6 protein-coding genes are annotated in these 6,687 nt (G+C 61.7%); 5 read left to right on the top strand and 1 reads right to left on the bottom strand.

Annotated features, from left to right (window positions below; all coding sequences use genetic code 11):
• The first annotated feature begins 207 nt into the window (after window positions 1-207).
• The 5 genes from ACSS7Z_RS14595 (at window position 208) to ACSS7Z_RS14575 (ending at window position 5,247) form a co-directional block, all read left to right on the top strand.
• Window positions 208-1,644: a sensor histidine kinase gene (locus ACSS7Z_RS14595; RefSeq protein ID WP_438255601.1), complete on the top strand. Its 1,437-nt coding sequence runs from the start codon at window positions 208-210 to the stop codon at window positions 1,642-1,644.
• A 4-nt stretch (window positions 1,645-1,648) separates the two neighbouring features.
• A complete protein-coding gene (locus ACSS7Z_RS14590; RefSeq protein ID WP_438255600.1) occupies window positions 1,649-2,320 on the top strand; it encodes a response regulator in 672 nt (223 codons plus the stop codon).
• A 38-nt stretch (window positions 2,321-2,358) separates the two neighbouring features.
• The gene (locus ACSS7Z_RS14585; protein ID WP_438255599.1) at window positions 2,359-3,090 is read left to right on the top strand and encodes an alpha/beta fold hydrolase; all 732 of its coding nucleotides are present in this window, start codon (window positions 2,359-2,361) and stop codon (window positions 3,088-3,090) included.
• A gap of 97 nt (window positions 3,091-3,187) precedes the next feature.
• The gene (locus ACSS7Z_RS14580) at window positions 3,188-3,958 is read left to right on the top strand and encodes an SGNH hydrolase domain-containing protein (protein ID WP_438255598.1); all 771 of its coding nucleotides are present in this window, start codon (window positions 3,188-3,190) and stop codon (window positions 3,956-3,958) included.
• Window positions 3,955-5,247: an acyltransferase family protein gene (locus tag ACSS7Z_RS14575; protein ID WP_438255597.1), complete on the top strand. Its 1,293-nt coding sequence runs from the start codon at window positions 3,955-3,957 to the stop codon at window positions 5,245-5,247. The genes ACSS7Z_RS14580 and ACSS7Z_RS14575 overlap by 4 nt, the downstream gene beginning before the upstream one ends.
• 43 nt (window positions 5,248-5,290) lie before the next feature.
• On the opposite strand, the gene ACSS7Z_RS14570 is transcribed toward ACSS7Z_RS14575, so the two are convergent.
• Window positions 5,291-6,483, bottom strand: a protein-coding gene (locus tag ACSS7Z_RS14570) for an IS3 family transposase (protein WP_438255596.1) whose coding sequence is annotated in 2 segments (ribosomal slippage) — window positions 5,291-6,196 and window positions 6,199-6,483 — 1,191 coding nt in all. Because the reading frame shifts where the segments join, the coding sequence is not laid out codon by codon here.
• Between the last annotated feature and the right edge of the window lie 204 nt (window positions 6,484-6,687).

Below are 6,687 nucleotides of genomic sequence, written 5' to 3'. Positions count from 1 at the left end.
CTCGCCCTCCGCGGCCAGCCTCCGAATCAATGCCCAATCTTCCAAAGTGATCACTCTCCAATAGTTGAGTGTTCACTTTTCAAGCGCCGCTACTGTCCAGTTTTCAAGCGCCGCCGACAAGCGGCAGCGCCCACGGGGGATAACCCCCGTGGAGAATCGGATGCTGGCCTGCTGGTTGTTCGAAGCAGGTGAAGCGAGGGTGGATCTATGACCAATCTCTTACTCAGCACCCAACCTGGTGGCGATTCTGACACGCTGGGACACGTGACTTCTTCGCCGCCCATCGAACGACCGACGCGCGGCTCTGGCTACGGCAGGCTGTGGCGGTCCCTTCCGCGTGAGCTGGGCTTCCTGTTACTTACGCTCCCCATCGTGACGGTGGGTTTCTCAATCGGGTGGGTGCTCTTCGCTGCCGGTCTCGGGACGCTGATTATCTGGATCGGCCTCTTCATCCTCGCTGCCGCCTTGTTCGTCGCCCGCGCCTTCGGCACCTTAGAACTCACCAGGCTGAGTTGGGCCGGACTTCCGGCCATCGCCCGGCCTGGTTGGACGCCGGTCGTGCATCGTCCGGGACTCGTCGGCTGGTTCAAAGACCTATTCAGCAACGCTCACTATTGGCTCTATCTGCTGCACACGGTGCTGCTCGGGTTCATCCTGGGGGTATTCACATGGGCCGTCAGCCTCGTGTGGGTGGCAGTCGGTCTCGGTGGCGTCAGCTACTGGTTCTGGGGTCGATTCCTTCCGCAGAGCGAGCAAGACGTCTGGTTGCACGACGTCGCACTCCGGTTCTTCTTCCCTGGTTTCCAGATAGCAGACAGCTACCTCGGGCGTTTCAATGGTGAGAGCGTGATGTACGCGGTGGCCGGCGTCGTCTTCCTTGTGACGCTGCCATGGGTGGCCAGGGGGCTCATCCTGCTGCACCATGGACTCGCAGTAGGTGTTCTCGGCGCATTCCGTTCAGAGGCGCTCGAGCGAGAGGTCGCCGACCTCGGCGCGTCGCGTGGTGCGGCGGTCGCCGCCGAGGACCACTCGCTGCGCCGCCTTGAGCGCGACATCCACGACGGACCTCAGCAGCGGCTCGTGCGGCTGCAGTTCGATCTGGCTAGCGCAGGACGCAAATTTGAGAGCGATCCGGGTGCTGCCCGCGCGCTACTCGATGGCGCCATGCAGCAGTCGCGCGACACCCTCGAAGAGCTCCGCGAGCTGTCTCGCGGATTCGCGCCACCGATCCTGCAAGACCGCGGTCTTGCCGCTGCAATCGATTCGCTTGCCGGACGAAGCACAGTTCCCGTCACCACAACGCTGACACTCATCGGTCAGACGCTCCCGCCCGAGGTCGAGCGCAGCGCATACTTCGTGGTGGCAGAACTTCTCACGAACGTGACGAAACACGCATCTGCGTCGCGGGTGGAGCTCACAGTCGACTCGACCAGGGCGATTGCCGGCGCGGGAAACCTGCTGTCGATCGTCGTTTCCGATGATGGCGTCGGAGGAGCGAACGCTGCAGTTGGGCACGGGCTCGCCGGTCTCAGCGAAAGAATCCACGGACTCCGCGGCAGCCTCCACCTCACGAGTCCGGCAGGCGGTCCGACAGTCATTTCGGCCAGCATCCCGTATCAGGCGACAGAGGGCACGGTATCTTGATCGGATGGCAGGCCAGAGGGATGACGATCGCACAGTGGTGAGAATCGTGTTGGCCGAAGACTCCCTGCTTCTGCGCGAAGGTCTCATCAGACTCTTCGACGAGGCCGGGTACGAGACCGTAGGCGCCTACGGCGACGCGGATGCCCTGCTCGCCGAGGTGACGGAGCTGCAGCCCGACCTCGCCGTGCTCGACGTACGGATGCCCCCGACCTTTCGCGATGAGGGGGTGCGTGCGGCCATCGAGTTGCGCCGACGGCATCCGAATGTCGGCATCCTGCTTCTCAGCCAGTACGTCGAAGAGACCTACGCGGTGGAATTGCTCGCCGCTGGAGACACGGGTCTTGGTTATCTGCTGAAAGACCGGCTCGCGTCAATCGATGAGTTGAAGGATGCTGTCGCGCGGATTGCCGACGGCGGAACTGTGCTCGACCCGCAGGTCGTGAGCCAGCTCCTCGGGCGCCGCCGGGATCCGCTCGCAGCTCTCACCCCTCGGGAACGCGAAGTCATCGCGCTGATGGCGGAGGGCCGCACCAACGCCGGTATTGCTGAAAGTCTCGTGATCGGCGTCGGTGCGGTTGAGAAACACGCCACATCAATCTTCAGCAAACTGAGTCTCGATGGCTCTGGCTCGGCGCACCGCCGGGTGCTGGCTGTACTCGCCTGGCTGCAACGCTAGGTCCGACAATGATCATCCGATGAAATGGAGACACCACGGTGGCTACTTACGTACTTGTTCATGGTTCCTGGCATGACGGCTCGATGTGGGAGCCCGTTGCCGCTGAACTGCGCAACGCCGGGCATGAGGTCTTCACTCCGACGGTCGCCGGCCACGGTAAGGATGGAGACAAGTCGGCCACCCACGCAGACGCAGTCGCCTCGATCGTCGATGCGATTGTCGGGGCAGGGCTCTCGGAGATTATCCTTCTCGGACACAGCTACGGTGGCACTGTCATTGCCCGGGTGTACGAGGAGATCCCCGCTCGCATCCGTCGCCTGATCTTCTGGAATGCGTTCGTCCCGGAGGCCGGGAACTCCCTCATGGATGAGGCGCCGCCACACTATCGAGACCTTTTCGCGCACCTTGCGGAGACGTCCCCTGACCGCACCGTCAGTCTGCCGTTCTCGATCTGGCGTGAGAACTTCATCCAGGATGCGACGCTCGAGCTCGCCGAGTCGACATTTGATCTGCTGTCTTCGGAACCTTTCGATCCGATGCTCGAGAAGCTGCCACTGGATCGCTTCTATGCCACGTTGTCGCAGGTGGGACGCAGCTTCATCAACGGCACGGAAGACACAGCGCTCCCGCCCGGTGAGTGGGGATGGCACCCGCGTATGTCTGGTCGGCTCATGGGAGCTCGCCTCGTTCAGCTCCCCGGAAGCCACGAGGTGATGTTGACGAACCCGGTCTTGCTGGCGCAGAAGATCCTAGAGGCCGGCCGCGACTGAAGAAAGTTGGCTCCCAGCGGGTGAGATCAAGGTGATTCCGAAGTGTTTCTGCGGGGAACTTCAGCACACACAGACCGTAACCCCGCAGAGTCGATGCATGTCATCTGTGTCACGGGCGATAGCGGCCACCGCCCTTCTTGGAATCATGTGTCTATCCGGCTGCAGTACTCAGATATCGTCCGGTGGTACTGGGACGTTCGAGCCACAGTTGGGGAACGTCGCGCTCGACGACCACGTGCGTGACGCGACCGTGCTGGTGGTCGGGGATTCTCTGGCTCACGCTCTTGGCGAGGGAATGGCCGCGGTAGTGGCCGCAGGTGAGCCGCGCAACGTTACGATTGTGAACGCCGCGATTGGCGGTTGCGGCATTCTGCTTCCCGAACAGCAGCAGGTCGGCGGCGTGATGGCTCCAACGAACCCGGAGTGCAATACCTGGCAAACGCGCTGGCCGGAACTTGTCCAGGAATATCAGCCGGATTACGTGTACTTCACGACTTCTTTCTGGGATGTTGCTCAACAGATTCTTGAAGAGGGCGATGTCGCCACGTCGATCGCGGACGAGGACGTGCAGCAACGGTGGATCGACAACGCGTCCGAAGCTATCGACACCCTGTCTGCTGGCGGCGCGCACGTTTTTCTCGATGACATCAACTCCGATGCGATGTATGGAGTGCAGAGTCGGACAGCCGAGGCCAACACATCCGTTGCCGTCACATTACTTTCCTTAAGAGGGCAAATCTGCACTGAGAACGGTTGCCCGCCATCGATCGATGGCATCCAAGTGTTTGACGACACCGGGCACCCGGCTGGCGAATCTCGTGACCGACTTGCCCGCTGGATCCTCAACCAGATGTTCGCCACTTCGTGACCCAGATCACAGCGGATACAACGGCGCATTCCCCGCGGGCTTCGGTGTTCCCGCTCGTTGCTGGACGTGGCGTACGGATCGATGCGATCGACGGTCTGCGGGCGATCGCTGTGGCCGGGGTTATCGCCTTCCATTTCGGTCTTGGCCCGAACGGAGGGTTCCTTGGCGTCGACTTGTTCTTCGTTATTAGCGGCTTCGTCATCACGCGTGCTCTCATTCGCGAGCATGATGCCACCGGACGTATCAGCCTCTCGCAGTTTTGGAAGCGGCGCTTTCGGCGCATTTTCCCCCTTCTTGCACTGATCCTCATCGCCGTCGCGATCTGGTCATGGACGCTGGAGGTATCTGCCAGCTTCCGGCACGCTGTATTCGAGGGCACTCTTGCAACGCTCATCTCCGCCGCGAACTGGTGGCAAATCTTCGGCTCGAGTGGGTACTGGTCGCTGACAAGCGACCGTGACCCGCTTTCGCACCTGTGGTCGTTGGGCGTCGAGGAACAGTTCTACTTGATCTTCCCGTTGCTCTTCGTCCTTCTTGTTCGCTTCATCGCGCCGGCTCTGCGATTGCGGGTCATGCTCACGGCCGCAATCGCGGCGTACTTGTGGACAGCGGTGTTCGCGACCACATCGCTCGCCAGTGTCGGCGTTGACCGGATCTACCTGGGCACAGATACGCGAAGCGGAGCGTTGTTGAGTGGCTGCGCACTCGCATTGTTCCTCGCGCGCCGAGAACAACGCGCATCGATGCTATTGACGCCAAAAACACGGAAACAGACGCGTCAGTACGCGCGTATCGTGTCGGCGTTCTCATTCGCGGCCGTCGTCGTGCTCATCGCATTGTGGACAGCCTCCGATGTCACAAACCCGTTGTTCTTTACGGTCGAGTTGCCCCTTTCAGGTCTTTTAGCGACGACACTCATCGGATGCCTCGTTCTCGCCCCTGCAAGCCCACTTGCTCGGCTCTTCGCTTTGCGACCGCTGGCGCTTTTGGGCCGCTGGAGCTACGCGCTGTATCTCTGGCACTGGCTGGTTTGGGTATTCCTTCAGCAGACTCCGTTGCGAGGGACAGGGTTTGTCGTCCCCGTCGCACTGGTCGCGACCTTGGCGCTGAGCGGGGCGAGCCACTACCTCGTCGAGCGCCCGATCCTACGTCGCTCATGGTCATGGCGAGTCATTGTGATATCCGTCGCGGTTGTCTCCGCTGTATTGGCGGTCTCGGCGACTATCGCACTCGTCACTACTCCGCTTCCTGAACCCGGGACGGGTGACGTTGTCGTGTCCACCCACTAAACGAAGGTCAGGGACTGCTGCACGGTTAGGTGACAGTTTCTAGTCACGCCGCCAGTGCGACGGTCGTGTTCATGATGGTCTCGAATTCGACGGGCGTCAAACGCCCCAGAGTGGCCTGCCGGCGGCGTCGGTGGTAGGTCCGTTCGATCCAGGTCACGATCGCGATGCGCAGCTGCTCGCGGGTGGTCCAGGAACGGCGATCGAGGACGTTCTTCTGCAACAGGGCGAAGAACGATTCCATGGCCGCGTTATCTCCGCATGACGCGACCCGTCCCATTGATCCGACCAGGCGGTGGCGGGCCAGAGCGCGCAGGAACTTCCGACTTCGGAACTGCGACCCGCGGTCGGAATGGACCACGCAGCCGGCAACATCACCACGCATCTGAACGGCGTTCTCCAACGCGCGAACGGCCAGGCTCGACTTCATCCTGGAGTCGATCGAGTACCCGACGATCTTGTTGGCGAACACGTCCTTGATCGCGCAGAGATAGAGCTTGCCCTCCGCGGTCTTGTGTTCAGTGATGTCGGTCAGCCAGAGCCGGTTCGGACCATCGGCGGTGAACACGTGCCTCACCCGCCCGTTCTCATCGGTCACGGTGCAGAGATCATCGTGAACGGCAGGGCCCGGCTTCTTGCCGTTCTTGCCCCGCTTCTTCCCGAACACGCTCCACCAGCCGTTCGCAGCCGCGATCCGCCACGCCGTCCGGTCCGCCATCGATTCCCCAGCGTCACGGGCCTCGTCCGCGAGCAACCGGTGACCGAACTCAGGATCGTCACGGTGCGCATCGAACAACGCATTCGCACGATATGCCTCCACCACCTCGCTACGCGTGATGGGGTCAGCCAGCCACCGGTAGTAAGGCTGACGAGCAAGCTTCAGAACCCGACACGTCACCGTCACGGGGATCCCCGCAGCGGCGAGCTCAATTACGAGCGGGTAGAACCTTTTCCCGGGAGATTCGCCTGCGACAGATACGCCGCCGCACGTCGCAGAACCTCATTCTCTTGCTCCAGCAGCCGAATCCTCTGACGCGCCTCCCGCAACTCCACGGTCTCACTGCGCGTCACACCGGGCTTGACCCCGTCATCGACCGCCGCACGCTGCAACCACTTGTGCAACGTCACCGTATGAACTCCGAAGTCTTTCGCGACCTGCTCGATGGTCACACCGGGCTCGCGGTTGCGCACGACGCGCACGACATCGTCACGGAACTCTCGCGGATAGGGCTTAGGCATGATGCCATCCTTCCAGGCCAGCCCGCCGGGCTAGCCAACTCAGATGTCACCTATTCATGCAGCAGTCCCTCATCTAGATGCTTCGAAATGCTTGCAAGCTACTATTCTCTGGGGTGCTCATAGCCCTATTCTGCGGATTCGCCACTCCCGCCGTTGCCTCGGAAGTCGTCACCGCAGACGTCGCTGATGTCGAGGCAGTGACGC

The organism is Microbacterium wangyouchuni (genome assembly GCF_051546305.1).
Classification (GTDB): domain Bacteria; phylum Actinomycetota; class Actinomycetes; order Actinomycetales; family Microbacteriaceae; genus Microbacterium.
Note: the sequence above shows the minus strand (reverse complement) of the source record. Positions and strands in the feature narration are given on the sequence as shown.

Excerpts from the sequence above, each read along its gene's own strand:
- ACSS7Z_RS14580 (WP_438255598.1), top strand. The coding sequence starts at position 3,188 with ATGTCATCTGTGTCACGGGCGATAGCGGCCACCGCCCTTCTTGGAATC.
- ACSS7Z_RS14595 (WP_438255601.1), top strand. The coding sequence starts at position 208 with ATGACCAATCTCTTACTCAGCACCCAACCTGGTGGCGATTCTGACACG.
- ACSS7Z_RS14590 (WP_438255600.1), top strand. The coding sequence starts at position 1,649 with ATGGCAGGCCAGAGGGATGACGATCGCACAGTGGTGAGAATCGTGTTG.